The sequence below is a fragment of the Photobacterium aphoticum genome (assembly GCF_001029435.1).
GTDB classification, from domain to species: domain Bacteria; phylum Pseudomonadota; class Gammaproteobacteria; order Enterobacterales; family Vibrionaceae; genus Photobacterium; species Photobacterium aphoticum.
The window spans coordinates 63,944-82,982 of sequence record NZ_LDOV01000025.1 but is presented as its reverse complement, the minus strand read 5'-3'; the positions used below and the strand labels follow the sequence as shown (position 1 = coordinate 82,982).

The 19,039-nt window shown below is 51.4% G+C and carries 16 protein-coding genes; 12 read left to right on the top strand and 4 right to left on the bottom strand.

Going from position 1 to position 19,039, the window contains the following annotated elements; genetic code table 11:
- Positions 1 to 21: 21 nt before the first annotated feature.
- Positions 22 to 567: an adenine phosphoribosyltransferase gene (apt, locus tag ABT58_RS13635; RefSeq protein WP_047875199.1), complete on the bottom strand. Its 546-nt coding sequence runs from the start codon at positions 565 to 567 to the stop codon at positions 22 to 24.
- A gap of 177 nt (positions 568 to 744) precedes the next feature.
- Positions 745 to 1,143 (bottom strand): YbaN family protein, encoded by a 399-nt coding sequence (locus ABT58_RS13630; protein WP_047874972.1) that lies wholly within the window; start codon positions 1,141 to 1,143, stop codon positions 745 to 747.
- Between the two features lie 519 nt (positions 1,144 to 1,662).
- Between ABT58_RS13630 and ABT58_RS13620 the strand changes: the two genes are divergently transcribed.
- Positions 1,663 to 2,043, top strand: coding sequence for a dksA-type zinc finger protein (locus tag ABT58_RS13620; RefSeq protein ID WP_047874970.1), 381 nt, complete (start codon positions 1,663 to 1,665; stop codon positions 2,041 to 2,043).
- Between the two features lie 147 nt (positions 2,044 to 2,190).
- Here ABT58_RS13620 and ABT58_RS13615 read toward each other — a convergent pair whose 3' ends face one another.
- Positions 2,191 to 2,826 (bottom strand): YccT family protein, encoded by a 636-nt coding sequence (locus ABT58_RS13615; RefSeq protein WP_047874969.1) that lies wholly within the window; start codon positions 2,824 to 2,826, stop codon positions 2,191 to 2,193.
- A 116-nt stretch (positions 2,827 to 2,942) separates the two neighbouring features.
- The gene (locus ABT58_RS13610; protein ID WP_047874968.1) at positions 2,943 to 3,929 is read right to left on the bottom strand and encodes a porin; all 987 of its coding nucleotides are present in this window, start codon (positions 3,927 to 3,929) and stop codon (positions 2,943 to 2,945) included.
- 548 nt (positions 3,930 to 4,477) lie between these two features.
- Here ABT58_RS13610 and dinG point away from each other — a divergent pair.
- The 11 genes from dinG (at position 4,478) to ABT58_RS13555 (ending at position 18,657) form a co-directional block, all read left to right on the top strand.
- Positions 4,478 to 6,550, top strand: coding sequence for an ATP-dependent DNA helicase DinG (gene dinG / locus ABT58_RS13605; RefSeq protein ID WP_047874967.1), 2,073 nt, complete (start codon positions 4,478 to 4,480; stop codon positions 6,548 to 6,550).
- A gap of 20 nt (positions 6,551 to 6,570) precedes the next feature.
- A complete protein-coding gene (locus ABT58_RS13600) occupies positions 6,571 to 7,344 on the top strand; it encodes a sulfite exporter TauE/SafE family protein (protein WP_047874966.1) in 774 nt (257 codons plus the stop codon).
- 36 nt (positions 7,345 to 7,380) lie between these two features.
- Positions 7,381 to 7,932, top strand: a complete 552-nt coding sequence (locus tag ABT58_RS13595; RefSeq protein ID WP_047874965.1) for a primosomal replication protein — start codon at positions 7,381 to 7,383, stop codon at positions 7,930 to 7,932.
- On the top strand, positions 7,932 to 8,915 hold the full coding sequence (locus tag ABT58_RS13590) for a histone deacetylase family protein (protein WP_047874964.1): 984 nt from the start codon (positions 7,932 to 7,934) through the stop codon (positions 8,913 to 8,915). Before ABT58_RS13595 ends, ABT58_RS13590 begins: the two co-directional genes overlap by 1 nt.
- Positions 8,916 to 9,005: 90 nt before the next feature.
- Positions 9,006 to 9,209, top strand: coding sequence for a pleiotropic regulatory protein RsmS (rsmS, locus tag ABT58_RS13585; protein ID WP_047874963.1), 204 nt, complete (start codon positions 9,006 to 9,008; stop codon positions 9,207 to 9,209).
- 268 nt (positions 9,210 to 9,477) lie between these two features.
- On the top strand, positions 9,478 to 11,049 hold the full coding sequence (locus ABT58_RS13580; protein ID WP_146147214.1) for a hypothetical protein: 1,572 nt from the start codon (positions 9,478 to 9,480) through the stop codon (positions 11,047 to 11,049).
- 317 nt (positions 11,050 to 11,366) lie between these two features.
- Positions 11,367 to 11,768: a hypothetical protein gene (locus tag ABT58_RS13575; RefSeq protein WP_146147215.1), complete on the top strand. Its 402-nt coding sequence runs from the start codon at positions 11,367 to 11,369 to the stop codon at positions 11,766 to 11,768.
- Positions 11,769 to 11,843: 75 nt separating this feature from the next.
- Complete coding sequence (locus ABT58_RS13570; protein WP_047874960.1) at positions 11,844 to 13,220, top strand: TolC family protein; 1,377 nt, start codon at positions 11,844 to 11,846, stop codon at positions 13,218 to 13,220.
- Positions 13,221 to 13,228: 8 nt separating this feature from the next.
- A complete protein-coding gene (locus ABT58_RS13565; RefSeq protein WP_047874959.1) occupies positions 13,229 to 14,824 on the top strand; it encodes an efflux RND transporter periplasmic adaptor subunit in 1,596 nt (531 codons plus the stop codon).
- Positions 14,821 to 17,976: an efflux RND transporter permease subunit gene (locus tag ABT58_RS13560; RefSeq protein WP_047874958.1), complete on the top strand. Its 3,156-nt coding sequence runs from the start codon at positions 14,821 to 14,823 to the stop codon at positions 17,974 to 17,976. The genes ABT58_RS13565 and ABT58_RS13560 overlap by 4 nt, the downstream gene beginning before the upstream one ends.
- Positions 17,977 to 18,132: 156 nt before the next feature.
- A complete protein-coding gene (locus ABT58_RS13555; RefSeq protein WP_047875198.1) occupies positions 18,133 to 18,657 on the top strand; it encodes a cupredoxin domain-containing protein in 525 nt (174 codons plus the stop codon).
- Positions 18,658 to 19,039: the final 382 nt, after the last annotated feature.

The window sequence follows — 19,039 nt, the reverse complement described above, 5'->3', positions numbered from 1 at the left end:
TAATTGAGGGAGGAGACGTGATTAATGACCGTCGAAATCACAAATGCTGAAGACGTTCAGGCCTAGGCCTTTCAAACGTGTCTCACCACCGATTTCAGGCAGGTTGATCACAAATGCCGCATCTTCAACCACACCACCCAAACGACGTACCAGTTTCGTGGTCGCTTCGATAGTCCCGCCAGTCGCTAGCAGATCATCGACCAACAGCACTTTGTCGCCTTCGCTGATCGCATCCACGTGAATTTCCAGTGTGTCCTGACCATATTCTAGCTCATAGCTTTCGCCAATCACTTCACGTGGCAGTTTACCCGGCTTACGAACAGGCACGAAACCTACGCCCAACTCCAGTGCCAGAGGCGCACCAAACAGGAAACCACGCGCTTCAGTACCGATCACTTTGGTGATACCGCTGTCTTTGTACTGCTCAACCAATACCTGCATAGTGGCACGGTATGCCTCTGGGTTTTCCATCAGGCTGGTCACATCACGGAACAAGATGCCTGGTTTTGGGTAGTCAGGGATAGATTTGATACTGTTTTTGATCAACGCGAGTTTTTCTTGAGTCATAATCATTTCCGCGTTCCCTCAATGCGTCAACAACCGGCAGGAAGGAACTCAATCTAAATAAAACGGCGGAAAGAGGTTCCGCCGACAAAATCCGGTCAAATAGTAGTGACTTTCTCCCCACGGGGCAAGGATTGGCAATGATTCATCCCTCAGATGAATGATCCCGTTAACAAACACTCATCGGGCAGGCCCTGTAGCGCCCTCACTTTGCACATTCTCTCGCGCCGGCAAGCGGTTAAACCACACCAGCAATATCGTCAACATCCCCAATAACAGGGCTTTATGCCACCATAGCGGCACAAGGTACACCGACAGAGAAAAGCTCAACACAATCATGATATTGGCTTTGCGTTTCACAGAGCGTGATACAGCACGGTGGGTATGCCAGTTGTGTAACACAGGCCCAAATGTAGGATGTGCCATTAACCACGCATTCAGCCGTGGAGAGCCGCGCATAAAACACGCACTGGCTAACAATAAAAAAGGGGTCGTCGGTAACAGGGGCAACAACGCCCCGAGCAGGCCTAACGCCACACACACCCAACCACAGGCTAACAAGAGTGTTTTTTTGACCATACCGTTTTTATCCGAGTCATCAGTTAGCTTGAGTGTATCAGTTCTGCGTTGGAGACCAAGCCTTCAGAAAAGGAAATCACGGACGGAAAGATATCGATTAAAAGGCAGAGATTGAGGCTGGAGATTGAAGCTGGAGGTTGAGCATTAGAAAAAATGCCGTTATCCAGTCACACTAATGACGCCGCAGGGGGAAGCACGGCGTATTAGCACCCTAGCCCTATGAAGAAAAGAGGCTAAGCAGTGTGAGACTGGCAGGTAGCGTCGGTAAACCCAGCGCCACTATCAAGCCGAAAAAATACTTCGCACTGTAAGGATCTTTGTATCCCTGTTCCATCATACCCATCCTTTGGTTAGTGTCATATTGACGTGTACGCGCTAATATAACCAAGATCGGGCAGCACAAAAACCGAGAGAAAATGCGGTTATTCGCTCATAACCCCGTATTTATTTGATTCAAATCACAATCAAACTCTGAAATCGTCTTAGACTAAAATGACCGACAATAATAATGATGATCCTATGACTACATCAGATATCGCATTCGAGTTGCTGCAGCAGCGTTTAGAGCAAGAACATGCTCTGCGTGCCAGTGAGCTCAAAAATGAAATGTTACTCCATACCCTGGTACCGTCAGCCGACACCATCAACACCGCTGAGCTCAGTGAGCTTATCGTGATGGCGAAATCATCATTCATTCCCCGTTTGTTTGATCTTGCTGTCAGAATGGAGAAAGTCGATGCCGCTGTTTGTTCCATCAAGCTCGGCATGTACGGATTGTGTGTGGATTGTGAAGAAGAGATCGCGATGAACGATCTAGAAGATGATCCGGCGCAGCCACGCTGTCAGGACTGCCGCGAACACAGCCGTTACCACCACGAAGCACTGTGCGCGCACGGCTAAATAAATCGCCTCGCGGCATCGTTCTATAACGAATAGCCACGAGCCAATCACAGCAATCGGCGTATGTGACGCCCACGCCTATTGCTGTGAATTGCTGCTCTCACTGCCTTTGCTATAAATCGCTTTACCGATAAAAACGACCGAGCATTACTGCTGCGTTTTCACCCACTCGGCAAACGCTGCTTTTTCTTTCGCATCTGCCTTGGTGTACCACAATTTCAGTTGTACCAGTGCTTCACCGGTAATGTTCACTTTACCCTGCTCCGTCACTTCCACCACCGTGGCTTCTAAATCCACCGCATAGCCTTCTTCAAAGGTGATCCCTTGCTGACGGTTATAGTCTGCCACTAATGCTTCCATATCACTGTAAGCCGCCAACCCTTTACCGTGTAACTCAACCGCCTCTAGCGTGCGTGTTGTACCATCGGCAAAAGTCAGCGTCCATTCTGGACCACGTTGAAAATACGCTTTGGCTTGAGACATGGTAGAAAAGCGTGGCAACGTAATTTCGGCATCTTGCTCTGGCACATCCAATTCAAACAAGTACGGGCGCGTGGTGTAAATACGCGATTTAGCCCCATCCTTCAGTTCACCATCAAAACGCACCACCACCTGATGTTTACCGGCAGGCAAATTGACGCTGGCGGTTTCAGACCAGAATGAGGTTTGCACTTTTTTACCATCAACGACCAACAGTTCAATACCGTCGCCAACAGCCAACTCCCCCGCCTGAACTGCAACAGGCAGCGCCATCAAACCCAATGCCATTACCCAGTTTTTCATCATTTTTTCCTTTCTTGAGATTTTTATTGTGAGTACTCGCCCATCACTCAGCCAAGATAGCAAAAAGCCGCCATAAAGGCGGCTTTTTTTGGAGTTATCCTAAACGTCAGGGACGATTAGAACTTAACTTCCATACCTACTAGGTAACCTAGGTCTAGGTCAGAACCGTCTTGGTCAGCCCAACCTAGTTCACCGTACACTTTCACGTTGCTGTGAAGCTGGTGAGTTACGTTCGCGTATACGTTGTCAGTAACAACGTCTTGCTTAGAATCGTCAGCACGGTTGTAACCTAGAGCAAATGTGTTTTTGCCTAGTGTGTAAGCACCGTTCACTTCGATTACGTCGATGTCGCTGTAAGTTGCGCCATTCGCGTTAGAGTAATCAAAGTTACCGTAAGATGCTGCGAATGCGAACTGACCCATTACGTATTCAGCTTCTAGGTTGAACGCGTCTACGTCTGTACCAGAGTTGAAGATTGGGTTACCGTTTTGGTCAGCAGAACGCTGGATGTCATCACCAGTGTAGTAGTAACCACGAACGTCAAGGTCAGCAAAACGTGCACCCAGGCGAACGTCAGTTACAGTACCGTCAGTGTTTTGGTAGTCAGACGCACCTGAACCGTCAGTGTCTAGGTCGTGAGATAGACCGAAGTAGAACTGACCGTTGTCGAATACGTATTTGATTACTTCGTTACCTTCAGTTTGTACGAAGTCAACCTGACCGAAACCTAGCTCGTAGTCTTTACCGATGCCTGCGTCATCAGAGATGTATAGCATACGACCGAAAGTCAGTGTACCGAAGTCACCGCTTAGACCAGCCCATAGCTCGTCGTTAGAAACGTCACGCTTCTCGAATGCGAAACCGATACCAGCAACAACGTTTAGCTGCTCGTTAACAGCGATAGTTGTGTTTAGCTGTAGATCACCGTCATCTAGGTGTAGACCAGCATCAGCATCGCTGTTCTTGTCTTGGATGTTCTGAAGGTACTGAACTTCCACTGCGCCAGATAGGTCAACAGTTACACCGTTTGCGTCGTATAGGTTGATGCCTGCTTGTGCAGAACCCGCTGCTAGTACAGATAGTGCTAGAAGAGTCTTTTTCATGATATCCACTGCCTTTTCTTATATTGACTGGAATTCCTGTTTCCAGAATTCCTTTTCTTTTTTTGGTTCCTCTCCCGACTACATCATTCCTTAAAAACATAAAGAACAATAAGAAAGTCCAAAGAGGGAGTAATTTGTGAGGCTCATCCTGACAGAAGAATCCTCTAGCTGTCAAATTACCTAAAGCAAACCTAAAAAAACATCAAACAATTACAATATCAAAGACTTAGAGTGTGACCAGTACAACATTTAAGCAATTAAGTTATTTGATAGGGAACTCATTTACTTTTTTAATGATCACAAAAAACAGCATTAAAAACCAAAACAAAGCAAAAAAATGACACAAAACAGAATTAAAAACCAAGCAAAACCATACTTTGTGGTTATTTTTAGATCTATAAATATGCGCTTAGTCCCGTGCTAAAGAGTTCCATCCCATTTCGTGAGGTATTTCGCATTTTTAACCAACAATTGCACGAAATCTGCGCCCGCTCACAATCAGAGGTTCGTGCTATAATGCCTCGCCCAGTCCTTATGAAGTTTCAAAAATGTTAAATACCCAGATAAAGAGTGACATCAAGCAGTGCTATGAAAACCTCACTAACCAGCTCGACAACTTTATTCCTCGTCGTGCGCAGAACTATCTGGTGGCAGAAATAGCCAAAACATTAGGCGGGGAATACCACGCCAAACACCGCATGCTAGTCGCAGAAGCCGGGACGGGTATCGGTAAATCCCTCTCTTATCTGATGGGGGCGATTCCGTTTGCGGTGTTCAATAACAAGAAAGTCCTGATTTCGACCGCCACCGTGGCGTTACAAGAACAGCTGATCAATAAAGATTTGCCGCTGTTTAACCGTATCTACCCAAAATCCTTCAGTTTCATTCTGGCCAAAGGCCGCCAGCGTTACTGCTGTCACCATAAATTAGAAGCCAGCTGCAATACCGATGACAATCAGCAAGTTAGCTTTTGGGAAGAGAAACCTAAAAAGTCAGATTTAGAACTTTTGAGGCGCATGCTGAAAGCGTGCGAGAGTAAAAAGTGGGACGGTGACCGCGACAGTTGGCCAACCACCATTCCGGATCGCGTCTGGCAGCAAATTGTGGCAGACAAACACAGCTGCCATGCCGGACTACCCAAACACCGTGATTGTCCATTTGCCAAAGCCCGTGAGCACCTGGAAAAAGCCGATGTGATCATCGCTAACCATGCCCTGCTGATGGCCGACATTGAACTGGGTGGCGGCATTATTTTGCCTGAGCCGGAAAAAACCATTTATGTGATTGATGAAGCCCATCACCTGCCTCAGGTGGCGCGTGACTTTTCTTCTGCCTCCGCCAGTCTGAAAGGCGCCTGTAACTGGCTGGAAAAACTCAACCAGTCTGTGGGCAAACTGGCAGAGTTGGCGGATTACAAAAAGGCTGGCCGTTTCCAAACCACGCTCAATGAAAACATTGCCGTGCTGATCCCGGCGTTACGCCAAATCGCCAGCCAAATCGATCCGGCACAATTTAATAAAGATGGGGTTTACCGCTTTGAACACGGTGAGCTGCCGGCTTGGTTACAAGAAGAAGCCAAAGGCTGTAAAGAGGCGAGTAAAAAAGCCTTGCAGTCGCTGGGCAAAATTCACGATCTGATCTCCGAACGCACCAAAGACAACGAAATCCAGCAACGGTTGGGCGAACAAGCATTGACTGAATCCGGCTTTTACCTGCAACGTTTAGAGAATCTGGAAAAAGTCTGGCAGTTAATGGCACAGCCAAACAAAGACAAAGGCGCCCCACTGGCACGCTGGATTGAAAAAAGCCCAGATCGTGAAGATGACTACATTGTGGAAGTCTCGCCGCTGGAAGTCGGCCACCGTCTGGACCAACTGCTGTGGAGCCGTGCCGTCGGATCGATTTTGGTTTCAGCGACCTTGCGTGCGTTGAACCAGTTTGACTACTTCTGCCGTCAGGCGGGGATTTTTGAAAAAGAGGCCACGCGCTTTTTGGCTCTTGCATCTCCGTTTGATTATCAAAACAATGCCCGCTTGGTGATCCCGGCGCTACCGCTGGAGCCGCAAGCTGAGAAGTTTACCGATCTGCTCATTGACGTTCTGCCTGAATACCTGGAAGGAGAAACCGCAAGTTTGGTGTTGTTCTCTTCTTACTGGCAAATGAATCAGGTCGCCGAGAAGCTGGCCCCGCTTGCCAAAAAGAACAAGTGGCACTTGCAGATCCAAGGGGAAGAACCGCGCCACGTCATTCTAAAAAAACATAAAGAGAACTGTGAAAAAGGCAAAACCAGTATTCTGTTTGGTACCGGCAGTTTCTCTGAAGGGCTTGATTTACCAGGTAACCTACTGACAAACTTGATCATTACAAAAATTCCGTTTGCCGTGCCGACCTCACCCGTCGAAGAGGCCCATGCGGAATACATTGAAAGTCGTGGCGGAAACCCGTTTTTACAAATTTCTGTGCCAGAAGCGAGTAAAAAGCTGATCCAGTCCGTCGGACGCTTACTGCGTAAGGAAGAAGATTCTGGTAGAGTCGTCCTCTTAGATCGACGCGTGATCACCCGTCGCTATGGCAAAGCACTACTCGACTCGCTGCCGCCATTTAAGCGTGTAATTGAATAATCCATAATAAAGAATAATGAATGATTGAGATGATTGAGCCGAGTATGTGGATCGTGCTTGGCCTTGTGGCTTTCCTTGCTGGTTTTATTGACGCAGTCGCTGGGGGTGGTGGCATGCTCACCGTCCCGGCCCTGTTGTCGATCGGTTTACCGCCCCACATTGCACTTGGTACCAACAAATTAGCGGCCACCTTTGCGTCTTCGACTGCGGCGTGGACCTACTACCGCAAACAACTCTTCTCTCCTGCTTTCTGGCGTCTCTCCTTTGTTGCGACTTTACTTGGCGCCATGGGCGGGACGTTAGTGGTCGATATGATCAGTACCGAATGGCTGGAAAAAGTGCTGCCGCTCATCATTCTGGCCGCTGCGGTCTACACCATTTGGCACCCGCATCCGAAAGGCGATCAACACGCATTACCCGCCAAATGTGCCAGCTTAACCCGCAAACAATGGCTGCAAGGCACGGCGCTCGGGTTTTATGACGGGGTTGCCGGGCCGGGCACCGGCGCCTTTTGGACCGTTTCCAATATGGCACTGTATAAACTGGACATTCTGCGCGCCTCTGGCCTGTCCAAAGCGATGAACTTCACCAGTAATGTGACGTCTTTAATCACCTTTGCAGTGCTGGGCCATATTCATGTTGCGCTAGGCTTAACCATGGGGGTGTGTCTAATGTTCGGCGCTTATATTGGTGCCCATTCGGCTATTCGCTTTGGGGCCGCCTTTATTCGCCCGGTCTTTGTCACCGTAGTCATTGTGCTGGCGGCCAAGTTGGCTATCCAGGCCTGGTTTTAATCACGGACCTCGTTTTATTCACAGAGCTGTTACCTTATGCCGGATTTAACCCGCTTAGAACACATTGTTTCCCAGCTTGCGCAGCAAGCGACGCAAATCGATAAACAACGCGGCGATGCGCGTCGTCCGTTATTTGACGAGCAGCTATTCCATTGCCGCAGTAAAAAGCTGATGCCGTGCATACAGGAAATCCGCCATGAAATTCATGCCCTGCGTACAGAACAAAACGCTGGGAAGTTACACCCTACCCGTACTCAGCATGTGTGTGAACGGATCATCGCCCAGATTCAGGCGGTGCAACGGGAACTGGCCACCCTCGATATTCGCAAAAATGAACCTAAACCACAGCGTACCTGGCGCAAACCCTTACATGAGCTGTATCAGGATCTGGCCCAACACCAAGAGTGGGAACGCCGTTTAGAAGATATGCTGCGTGATAAAAATCAGATGTTGCCGCGTTGTACCACACTGCAAGAACAACAACAGACACAACGTGAAATCGTTGCACTGGAAGGCCGCTTGGCTCGCTGTACGGCTGCACGAGGCAAAATTGAAGTGAGTATTGGCCAACGGGAGCGCAAAGGATAATGGCACCGGTTTATGCCTGCAGTCCGCGACAGCTGCCTGTGGTTTATCACCCGCTCTATTCGCAGTTAGTGTTACCGCCGGCACACCGCTACCCGATCAGCAAATACCAGCGTCTGTTTGCGCATTTAACCGAAGACTTAACCCTGCACCAGCTTAGCGACACAACGTCTATCGCACCTTTGCGGGTATTCACGCCCACTCCCGTCCGTGTCGAATGGCTCAAAGCACTCCACCAGCCAGCGTACATTGACGCTCTGATCCATAACCGCTTACCGGCGGCCAAAATGCGTCGCATCGGTTTTCCGTGGAGCCAGCAATTGATCGACCGTACCCTGATGTCCTCAGGCGGCACACTGCGCACGGTCGAACTGGCCCATGAATTTGGCATCGGCATTCATCTGAGCGGCGGCTATCACCATGCCCATCACGATTTTGGCAGCGGGTTCTGTCTGGTCAATGATCTGGCTTTGGCGGCAAAACATGCCCTGACACTGGATGGCATTGATACGGTGATGATCGTGGACTGCGATGTGCACCACGGTGACGGCACAGCAACACTGCTGGCGGATGATCCCAATATCATTACCTTCTCAGTACATTGCGATAAGAACTTTCCCGCCCGTAAACCGGATTCTGACATCGATCTTGCGCTACCAAGAGCCACCACCACCGAGGACTACCTCAGTGCCTTTGGCGGCATTTTACATCTGGCTTTAGCGCAACATCAGCCGGACTTGGTGCTGTATGATGCCGGTGTAGATATTCATCAGGACGATGAGCTGGGCTATTTTGATGTCTGCACCCAAGGGGTGTATAAACGCGATCATTTGGTACTCAGCCATTGCCGTCAGGCTGGCATTCCGGTGGCAGCTGTGATTGGTGGCGGATACCGCAGCGATCATCAGCTATTGGTTAATCTGCACGCCCAACTAATTCACACCGCATTGGATGTGCATGGCATTATGTCATCGCATCGTTTATAACCAGACACTCAATGCCAATGAACAAACACCAAAATAAAACGCACGCACAATAGAAAGCGTTTATTCAAGAGAAACGAGAGAGAGTCCACCATGCCTCATTCACACGATGATGAACACGCGCAACCAGCCTCACCACTGGATAATGCGCCCGAAGATGTCAAATTAGCCGTCGATTTGATTTATTTGCTGGAAAGTAATGAGATTGATCCACGCACCGCCCTGTCAGCCTTGGCCATGGTGAAAGCGGATTTAGAACGCAAAATTGCCCAGACATCGACTCAGGAACAAGGCTAACGCATCAAGCCAACAAACACGACTCATCCCTGCAAAACCGCCCTTTTTCATCCCCACAATGCGTCATAAAATTGGCGTATTGTTACCTTTTCATTTATTCCCTAAAAATATATAAAAAAGATCGATTATTTTAATCAGAACAATTGTTTGTGGACTTCCATTCTCTGAATATCATTTTATTATGGCGAAAAATAAAAACAGACATCGATGGCTGAATATCCAGACAGCCACGGTTTTCCACACATTGCCTTTTATTTCGGTATTTATCATGAAAATGGATTTAAAACTCACCGCGCTGGCGGCCGCTTTATTACTGGCTGGCTGTGCATCAGATAGCAATAACACGGCAGCAACAGCCACACCTGCGACCAATCACGCAGAAGCCGCATCTGAAGTCTCCACGTTGAAGCAGCAGATTACCCTGGCCGAACAACGTTTAGCACTCGCCAAAACACAAGAGCTCGATTGGCTGGCGACAGACCTGATGCAAGAAGCCACCCAAGCGCTGCAGGATGCCAAAGAGTATTATGCTGTGATTGAAAAAGATCCGACGCAAGCGCACAGCAGCAGCGGTTTCTTCAGCTCAACAACAAACTGGCAAGCGGCAGAAGAAAACCTAAAAGCCTTTAACGATGCGGTTAATCAAGCAGAAGCGCTACAACGCCAGGCACACACCCTGTTGGCAGAAGCGTTTTCTTACCGCACCCAGCTGCACCAGTTAAAAGCCAATGACATCTACCCGAGCACATACCAACGCCTGGACGGTGAGTTCAAGACCCTGATTGAATGGATCGCTGACAACGATGCCGAGCGTGCAACCCAAGCACAGCCTGCACTGGTAACCAAACTGCGCGCACTGGAAGTGAAAACCGTGGTACATCTGTATCTGGATGATGCGAAAAAGACCTTAGCCAGCCTGAAGAAAGCCAATATCAGCCAGCACGCGCCGGATACCCTCGCTGCGGCTGCGGCGGCTGTGGTTGCCGCAGAAGCTTTTATCACCGCCGATCCTCGTGATATGGACACCATTAAGCAAAAAGCCGATGACGCCGTATTTACCCTTAAGCACACCCGCCATATTGCTGATGCGGTTCAGCAACTGAAATTGCTGCCAGCCAAAGACTACGAACGCTATGTGGTGAGTCAGGAAACTATTTTGCTGAACATCTCACAGGCTTTAGGTGCCGATGACAGCCGTGACCGCGCCCTGCCTGAACAAGGTCAGGCCATTGTGGCCTACATTCAGCAATACCAGCGTGATTTGGCCGATATCAAGCAGCTGCAAACCCAGCTGACAACGGCCAATGAGAAAGTCACCAAGCTGGAAAACGATCTGAGCCAGCTGAACGAACAAAACAAGAAAGTGGCAATGCTGGAAGCCCAACTGGCGACCCTGCACTCGACGGCGCCTGTGATCACCGCTGCGCCTGTTAAAGCACAAGCCCCTGTCGCGACAGAAACCGCAGTCGCTGAAGAAGCAAGTGCTGTTACTGAAACGACAACCGAGGCAGCCACAGACAGCATCGAGGCAGAAGCTGTTGCAGAGACAAAAAACGCTGCAGAAACCGATACCGTCGAAACAACGGACGCAGTGATCACTGAATCGGATACCGCCGCTGCCGTTGAAACGGCAGAGAGTGCAGAGAAGACCGTCACGGCTGAAACGGTCACCACTGAAGCAGCAACTACCACAGAAGCAACCACCACTGAAGTAACAGCAGATGCGGTAACAGACGTTGATCCTGAAGCAGATAAGATGGCGGACGTGAAAAACTCGGTCGAAACCACACCGACAAAACGTGCAGCAACAGACAACACGACAGAGAACGCTGCCCAATAACGGTATATATTTAGACAAGTATCATGACCCTAACGCGGCTTCGGCCGCGTTAATTTTACGCATTGCGTTTCTTCTTTTTCCTTCCCTTACTTTATTTCTTAACCGTACTTTATCTTCTTATCTTCTTATCTTCCTTTTATTCCCTTACCTTTCTTTGTCTGCTCATCTAGCACGTATTCCCCACAAAAAAGTATTAGCACAAACTTGACCTTCCCCTTAGGGCAGGGTTTATAGTCAACACGCTATCTACGTTTTCAGGCAACGGTAATTTAATGATGTCCAGGCGAACAACATACACAATGTTGCTCCCGGTGCTAATGATGATCTCCCTCATCATCGCGCCGGTCTTTGCCATGCCTGCGCATCACAGTTTAGGCATGATGATGCCAGCAACACCCGTCACTGCCACCGCCCCAATGGACAGCCATCATGCAATGCCTGACATGTCTCAGGCCAGCCATGCATCCACCCAAACGACCTCCCATTGCAGCGACACGGTCATGTCATCGAATGTAATGTCTGACGATGCCTCCTGCGCCGACATGGATAGCATGGACAACTGTCAGCACTGTAATGGCCAGCATTGTCAGTACAGTACCCTGACGACGCTGTTTACCGCCCTCACCGATCATTTTCAGCACCCGCAGCCTGCAACCTGGCTGACGGATGCCTTGCTGACCCGTCAGGAACGCGCCCTGCGCCCACCTATCCACGCCTAATCATATTGCGTTAAACAGCTGGCCGCCTGTGCGGTTCCGGCATGCTTTTACCTTTTTGATGAAAGTGGATGTCCTATGTCTACACCTCGTACGGTGCATGCGTTAAGCATGACCCTATTGCTGGGGCTATTTGGCCCACAGCCGGCGTTTGCACACGCCTCAGAAAATGCGTCTTCCTCGAGCGACATACCCCGCTCGATATCAACATCAACCGAAACGGCGGATGCCGCAGAGTCCCTGCCGCGTCTGATCCAATGGGCCATCTCCCATGATCTGGCGCAGCAACAATTGAATCTGCAAGCGGATGCGCTGAGCGAACAGGGGATCGCCAGCAGCCAATGGATGGATCCCAAACTTAAAGTCGGTGTCGGTGGTCTACCCGTCGACTCCTTCCGTTTGGATGAGGATCCCATGACCAATCTTTCAGTGGGACTCATGCAACAATTTGGTCGTGGCGACACCTTGGCACTGAAAAACCAGCAAAGCCAGTATCTGGCCGACAGCGTACGCAACCAAACCGGCGTACGTACGCTGGCTATCAGTAAAGCCATGACCGAGCAGTGGATCGAATTGGTCTACCACCAGCACGTTCAGCAAAAAATGGTGCAGAACAAAAAACTGCTGAACACCTTGGTGCAATACCTCAGCACCAACTATGGCGTTGGGGTCAATCAGGCGCAGGATTTGATCCAAGCAGAGTTGCAAGTACACCGTATCGACGATCAGCTCAATGCCAATCAACAACAGCAACAACGCCGCTTGGCCTTGCTGTCAGAGTGGATTGGCGATCAAGCTCGCACGATTCAGGCGACACAATATCCGCAATGGGCAGCATTAACGGCCGTAGTGAACCCACAGGTGAATACACGCAATCACAACCCCGCTACGCAACCTTTTGTTGCCCGTTTAGCCGCGCACCCGGCGATCACCGTGGTCGACGCCCAACTGCAAAGCGCCCAAACCGGTATTGCGATTGCAGAAGAAGCCTATCAACCGCAGTTTGGGGTGGAAGTGATGTATGCCCACCGCCAGGCAGACCGCATGGATGGCAGCACCGCGCCGGATTTAGTCAGTGCCTACCTGACCCTCGACATCCCGTTATTTACGGATAAACGTCAGGACAAAGCCTTGTCTGCCGCCCAGTATCAGGCCGGTGCCGTGCGCACTCAGCGTGATTTGCTGATCCAGCAGATGCAAGCACAAGTGCAGGCGACGCTGGCGGATCGCACCTATTTGGCAGAACGTCTGCAACGCTACCGCCAAGCCTTACAGCCACAGGCGCGCGCCAAAACCCAAGCGGTAGAACGTGGCTATCAAAACACCACCAGCTCACTGGATGAATACATCAAAGCCGCCAGTGATGAACTGACTATCGCGATTGAACAAGCACGCATTGAAGCCGACTGGCAGCAAGCCAACAACACCTTGGCATACCTACTGAATTCGTATTGAGGCACACCATGAAAAACACACTGACCGTCGCAGTATTGGCATTGGCCATCGGTAGCGCCATTGGCTATTACGCCCCGCACTTTTTGCCGACGAGCCATAGCGATCATGCATCAACAAAAAACAGCGCTGTGAAAGACGCCCCTGCCAGCAATGAGCCGCTGTACTGGGTCGCCCCGATGGATCCTAATTATCAACGGGATAAACCGGGCAAATCACCCATGGGGATGGATTTGATCCCGGTCTATGCCGACGATCTGAAAAGTGACAATGCCGACAAGCCCGGCACGGTCACCATTTCACCGAGCGTTGAAAACAACCTCGGCGTGAAAACCGCCGCCGTGACGGAGCAGGCACTGACACCACACATTGACACCGTCGGCTATGTCGCCTTTGATGAAGGCCAGCGCTGGCAAATTAACAGCCGTATCAGTGGTTGGGTGCAACGCCTGAATGTCACTGCCGTCGGGGAAACCGTCACACGCGGCGAAACCCTGTTTGAGATCTACTCACCGGATCTGGTGCGCGCGCAGGAAGAGTTACTCAATGCCAAGCGCATCGGCAATGCGACGTTAGTCAATGGTGCCCGTGAGCGCCTCATCGCACTGGGGGTTGATAATGCCCAAATCAAACAGATCCTTCGACAGCACAAAGCCAAGCAAGCCATTGCCATCAAAGCACCCGCTGACGGCGTGATCGCGACCTTGAACATTCGCCAAGGTGCGTACGTCTCGCCACAGCAAACCGTGATCAGTGGCGGTCCGCTGGATAACGTGTGGATTGAAGCGGAAGTGTTTGAACAACAGGCCCACTGGATCCAATCCGGCACCACTGCCGAGATCCAGGTCGATGCCCTACCCGGCCAACAATGGCTGGGGACGGTGGACTATATCTACCCGATTTTAGATCCTGCCACCCGTACCCTGCGCATGCGCTTGAACGTCACCAATCCTGACGGCGCGCTTAAACCGAACATGTTTGCCAAACTGGTATTGATCCCACGCAGTGAAACCCCGGTGCTCGTGGTGCCGGAGCAAGCCGTGATCCGTACCGGCAATATGAGCCGTGTGGTGCTGGCATTAGGGGACGGCAAATACCGCTCAACCCGCATTGAAACGGGTCGCAGCGCCAATGGCATGATGGAAGTCACACAAGGCCTCAGCCCGCATGATCGCGTGGTGACCTCTGCCCAGTTCATGCTGGACTCGGAATCGAGCCAAACCGCCGAATTAGATCGCATCAGCCAACCACACATGCACACGCCGCCGACCAATCAGCTGATCATCAGCGGCTTGGTACGCAGCAGCATGCCCGAGCACAAGGTGGTGACCATCGATCATCCCGCCATTCCTGAGTGGGACTGGCCAGCGATGACCATGGATTTCACCGTCAGTGATGATTCTGATTTATCACAGCTCACGCCGAATCTGGCCATCCGTTTCCAGCTCACCAAAACAGAAGACGGCCAATACTTGGTATCTGACATTCAACCCGATCATAGCCAGATGAACCACGGCAGCATGGATCACAGCAACATGGATCATAGCAATATGAATCATAGCCAAATGAACCACGGTGGCATGACTTCGCCGGAGGTGCAGCCATGATCAATGCCATTATTCGCTGGTCTATCCATAACCGCTTTCTGGTGCTGATTGCCACGGCCTTTTTGGTCAGCGCCGGGATCTACAGCGTGAAAAACACCCCGATTGATGCCATTCCGGATCTGTCGGATGTACAGGTGATCATTAAAACCAGCTACCCGGGACAAGCGCCGCAGGTGGTGGAAGATCAGGTCACCTACCCGCTGACCACCGCCATGCTCGCCGTTCCGGGGGCAGAAACCGTGCGCGGTTACTCCTTCTTTGGCGATTCCTACGTCTACATCATCTTTAACGATGATACTGACATGTACTGGGCGCGCTCACGCGTGCTGGAATACCTCAGTCAGGTCGCGCCGACATTGCCTGCCAATGCCAAACCGACCCTTGGCCCCGATGCGACCGGTGTGGGCTGGATTTATAGCTATGTGTTAGTCGATAAAACCGGCCAACATGACCTGAGCCAGCTGCGCAGCCTGCAAGACTGGTTCTTGAAATACGAGCTGCAAACCGTAGACGGTGTGTCCGAAATTGCCACCGTGGGCGGCATGGTGAAGCAGTATCAGGTACAAATTGATCCGGCCAAACTGCGCGCTTACAACCTGACCCTGCAACAAGTCAATCAAGCGATTAAAGCGGGTAATCAGGAAACCGGGGCCTCCGTGATTGAAGTGGCGGAAGCCGAGCACATGGTGCGTGCCACCGGCTACATCACTAGTGTGGAAGACTTACGTGCCCTGCCTTTAAAAGTGAACGCCAACGGCACACCGCTGCTGCTGGGGGATGTGGCCAGTGTGCAACTCGGGCCGCAGATGCGCCGTGGTATTTCTGAACTGAACGGTGAAGGGGAAGCGGTCGGCGGTATCGTGGTGATGCGCTTTGGCGAAAATGCGCAGGCGGTGATCAGCAAAGTGAAAGACAAACTGGCGGATCTGCAACGCAGCCTGCCGGAAGGGGTGGAGATTGTCACCACCTATGATCGCTCAGGCCTCATCGACAGCGCGGTGAAAAACCTCTACCAGAAACTACTGGAAGAGTTCATCGTAGTAGCCGTCATCTGTGCCCTGTTCCTGTTCCACTTCCGCTCATCACTGGTAGTGATGATCAGCCTGCCGGTCGGCATCATCACAGCGTTTGCTATCATGCACTGGCAAGGGATCAACGCCAACATCATGTCACTAGGCGGCATTGCCATAGCCATTGGTGCCATGGTGGACGGCGCAATCGTGATGATTGAAAACGTCCACAAGCACATTGAACGGACACCGTTGACCGACGATAACCGCTGGCAGGTGATCAGCAAAGCGGCGCAGGAAGTCGGCCCGCCGCTGTTCTTCTCGCTCATCATTATTACCCTGAGCTTTGTGCCGGTGTTCGCCCTTGAAGGACAAGAAGGCAAAATGTTCTCGCCTCTGGCCTTTACCAAAACCTATGCCATGGCAGCAGCAGCTGGACTTGCGATCACGTTAGTACCGGTACTCATGGGTTACCTGATCCGTGGTAATGTCCTGCCGGAGCACAAGAACCCGGTCAACCGCGCGGTGATTGCACTGTACCGTCCTTTGCTGAACCTGAGCCTGCGCTTTCCTAAAACTATTTTGGCACTGGCGTTTGTACTGATGGGATCGGCTTATTACCCGCTGCACAATACCGGCAGTGAGTTCATTCCGCCATTGGATGAAGGGGATTTGATGTACATGCCGACGACCTACCCCGGCATTTCCATCGGTAAAGCCCGTGAGTTATTGCAGCAAACCAACAAACTGATAAAAACCGTCCCGGAAGTAAAAACCGTTTGGGGCAAGATTGGCCGTGCTGACACCGCGACCGATCCGGCACCGCTGACCATGATTGAAACCATCATTCAGCTCAAACCGAAAAGTGAATGGCGTGAAGGCGTCACCACCGACAGCTTGCGCCGCGAACTGGATGATCTGATCCAATTCCCCGGCCTGACCAATGCGTGGGTAATGCCGATCAAAACCCGTATCGACATGTTGGCGACAGGCATCAAGACCCCGATTGGGATCAAAATCGCCGGTCCGGATCTGGCCACCATTGAAAAAATCGGTACCCAACTGGAAAACGTGCTGGGCAAGGTGGACGGCACCGCGTCCGTGTATGCCGAACGTGTGGCCGGGGGGCGCTACCTCACCATTGATATCAAGCGTGCCCAAGCCGCGCGCTATGGCTTATCCGTCAGTGAGATCCAACAGGTGATCAGCACCGCTGTGGGCGGCATGAACGTCAGCCAGTCCGTGGAAGGGCTGGAGCGTTACCCGATCAACGTGCGCTACCCGCAGCACTACCGTGATTCACTCAGCCAGTTGCAACAACTGCCGATTGTCACCCCAAACGGCGCACGGATTGCGTTGGCCGATGTGGCTAACCTGCGCTTTGAAGATGGTCCGCCGATGATCAAAACCGAGAATGCCCGTCCTAACGGCTGGGTGTTTGTCGATATCAAAGGGCGCGATTTGGGCTCTTACGTGCAAGCCGCCCAGCAAACGGTGGCGGAGCAAATCACACTGCCCGCTGGCTACTCGCTGGCATGGTCCGGACAGTATGAATACATGGAACGCGCCAAAGCCCGCTTGACCGTGGTGATCCCGGCCACACTGGCCATCATCATCGTGCTGCTCTACATGAGCTTCCGCCGCGTTGGCGAAGTGATGATCATGATGGGCACCCTGCCGCTGGCGATGGTCGGCGGACTGTGGCTGATGTATGTCCTCGGCTACAACTTCTCCATTGCCGTGGGGGTGGGCTTTATCGCCTTAGCAGGCGTCGCGGTCGAGATTGGTGTGCTGATGCTGGTGTACCTCAATCAGGCTTGGGATGAAATACGCCGTGATAAATCGCCGGAAAGCCTGACTGAGGCGGATTTGGATCTGGCCATCCAAAACGGTGCGGGGCTGCGTATTCGCCCCATCATGATGACCGTCGCGACGGTGATCATCGGCCTTATCCCAATCATGTATGGCTCCGGCACGGGCTCGGAAGTGATGCAGCGTATTGCCGCACCGATGATCGGTGGCATGTCATCGGCGCTGTTGCTGGCCTTGGTCGTACTGCCTGCCACCTTCAAGTTGTGGAAAGGCCGCAGTGACAAGCTGGCACGCTCATCAGCTGCGTCACTCACAACCGCACAGCCATAACACGCTGCCATAACAAGCACGTGTCACAAACCGTAATAACAAGCAACGACGGTTCCCCAGCGAATGTTAACGCCAAGCTGGGGGCCGTTAACCATCATTCGGCATGTCTATCACCCACATAGCATTTGCACGCCGACTTAAGGAAGAGAAATGATCATGAAAAAGACACCACGACATACAACCGCACAACGTGTATTGCCTCTGTCATTGCTATTCATCAGCAGTGTCGCTCTGGCGGATGGTAGCCATGACCAGATGGATCACAGCAGCATGGGGCTCGACATGATGGGCCACGGCGCGATGGTCTCCCAAGTCGGCATGCCCGCCCCGGCAGCACAAGCCAGCAAAACCTACCATGTCACGCTGAGTGATGACATGGCGATGCAATTCACGCCCGCCTTGTCGATCGCACAGGGGGATGTGGTGCGCTTTGTCGTGAACAACACGGGTAAACAGCCGCATACCTTTTCCATTGGCAGCGTCAAAGAGCAACAGGCCCACCGTAAAATGATGGCAAACATGACAATGGCCCATCACAACAGTGAAACTACTCTCACCCTCGCCCCCGGCGATACCGCTGAGATGGGGTGGCACTTCATGGGCGAGAAATTTATTGAGTTCACCTGTCATGAAAACGGCCATGCGCAAGCCGGTATGAAGCGCAATACCGTCCTGCGTTAATCCTTCCGCGTAAATATAACAGGCATGACGCCACAGAACCGGTGACGTCATGCCTCCTATCAACACACACTCAACGATTGCCCTATTGGCTTATTGATGACTTTATAAAATGGTCGCTTTTTGCGCATTGTGAGTAGCTGGTACACCTATCACGCTATTGATATCACACACAGTTATAGACCGAGATCACAGTTACTTCACCGCAGGGATTCTCTCGTTGCATCATGCAGCATTCTATTTACAATCCTGTCGTTAAGCTGAACAAGCCATTCGTACAACCGCCGTCGCACAATAAAAAACACAACAAGCGCACGGCGAAAGCACAACGAACACAATCAATAAATACACAACAGCACAGATGACAGGCACACGGCAAGGCGCC

Bases quoted from the DNA above. Each gene is read 5' to 3' on its own strand.
- apt (WP_047875199.1), bottom strand. From the start codon at position 567: ATGACTCAAGAAAAACTCGCGTTGATCAAAAACAGTATCAAATCTATC.
- ABT58_RS13630 (WP_047874972.1), bottom strand. From the start codon at position 1,143: ATGGTCAAAAAAACACTCTTGTTAGCCTGTGGTTGGGTGTGTGTGGCG.
- ABT58_RS13620 (WP_047874970.1), top strand. From the start codon at position 1,663: ATGACTACATCAGATATCGCATTCGAGTTGCTGCAGCAGCGTTTAGAG.
- ABT58_RS13615 (WP_047874969.1), bottom strand. From the start codon at position 2,826: ATGAAAAACTGGGTAATGGCATTGGGTTTGATGGCGCTGCCTGTTGCA.
- ABT58_RS13610 (WP_047874968.1), bottom strand. From the start codon at position 3,929: ATGAAAAAGACTCTTCTAGCACTATCTGTACTAGCAGCGGGTTCTGCA.
- dinG (WP_047874967.1), top strand. From the start codon at position 4,478: ATGTTAAATACCCAGATAAAGAGTGACATCAAGCAGTGCTATGAAAAC.
- ABT58_RS13600 (WP_047874966.1), top strand. From the start codon at position 6,571: ATGATTGAGATGATTGAGCCGAGTATGTGGATCGTGCTTGGCCTTGTG.
- ABT58_RS13595 (WP_047874965.1), top strand. From the start codon at position 7,381: ATGCCGGATTTAACCCGCTTAGAACACATTGTTTCCCAGCTTGCGCAG.
- ABT58_RS13590 (WP_047874964.1), top strand. From the start codon at position 7,932: ATGGCACCGGTTTATGCCTGCAGTCCGCGACAGCTGCCTGTGGTTTAT.
- rsmS (WP_047874963.1), top strand. From the start codon at position 9,006: ATGCCTCATTCACACGATGATGAACACGCGCAACCAGCCTCACCACTG.
- ABT58_RS13580 (WP_146147214.1), top strand. From the start codon at position 9,478: ATGAAAATGGATTTAAAACTCACCGCGCTGGCGGCCGCTTTATTACTG.
- ABT58_RS13575 (WP_146147215.1), top strand. From the start codon at position 11,367: ATGATGATCTCCCTCATCATCGCGCCGGTCTTTGCCATGCCTGCGCAT.
- ABT58_RS13570 (WP_047874960.1), top strand. From the start codon at position 11,844: ATGTCTACACCTCGTACGGTGCATGCGTTAAGCATGACCCTATTGCTG.
- ABT58_RS13565 (WP_047874959.1), top strand. From the start codon at position 13,229: ATGAAAAACACACTGACCGTCGCAGTATTGGCATTGGCCATCGGTAGC.
- ABT58_RS13560 (WP_047874958.1), top strand. From the start codon at position 14,821: ATGATCAATGCCATTATTCGCTGGTCTATCCATAACCGCTTTCTGGTG.
- ABT58_RS13555 (WP_047875198.1), top strand. From the start codon at position 18,133: ATGAAAAAGACACCACGACATACAACCGCACAACGTGTATTGCCTCTG.